This window comes from Propionibacterium ruminifibrarum, assembly GCF_900289195.1.
GTDB classification, from domain to species: Bacteria; Actinomycetota; Actinomycetes; order Propionibacteriales; family Propionibacteriaceae; genus Propionibacterium; species Propionibacterium ruminifibrarum.
In genome coordinates this window covers 1-667 of record NZ_OMOH01000025.1, presented here as the reverse complement: position 1 = coordinate 667, position 667 = coordinate 1, and the positions used below count along the sequence as shown (strand labels likewise).

Annotated in this window: 1 protein-coding gene; it reads right to left on the bottom strand. The window is 62.2% G+C overall.

Annotated features, from left to right (window positions below; genetic code table 11):
• A partial coding sequence (locus PROPJV5_RS12285; RefSeq protein WP_147385456.1) for an acyltransferase family protein occupies positions 1–667 on the bottom strand: 667 nt, incomplete at both ends.

The following is a 667-nucleotide window of genomic DNA, read 5'->3' as shown; positions in this document are numbered from 1 at the left end:
AGCACGAAGACGGGCCAGTGGATCAAGTACACGCTGTACGACATGTCACCCAACGCCACCAACGGACGCCACGACAACAACCGCTGAACCGAACCCCCCACCGGAGCCGCATCAGCCAGCAGAATCACACTCACCGCCAACATCGGCACCGCAGCCATCGGCCCCGGATAATGACCAATCGGCACCACACAATAAACAACAAGCGTCACAAACCCGACCCACGACAACACCAACGCCACCACACCACGCGGCCTGATCCACGGCGCAGCAGCCGCCACAGCCGAACCCAACGCAAACTCCCACACCCGAGCCCGCGTATCAAAATAAATGGCGCGGCCGCGCGACGCCACGGCGACCAGCCAGTACAGCGACACCGCAGTGGTCAAGAGGAACGCCGTGAGGACAACGAGCCGTGGTTTGGCGTGCAGTGCCCTGGCCAGCACCACACACAACGCCATCAACAACGGCCACGCCAGAAAAACCTGCCCCTGCATCGACATCGACCACAAATGCTGCAACGGCGACGCCACACCACGATTCGCCGCAAAATAATCAGCACTCACCACCGCCAGCCGCCAGTTCTGCCAATACGTCACCGACGCGATACCCTGGGTGATGAGTTCCCCCCACCTGGTGCGCGGCAGCACCACCATCGACACCGCCACCG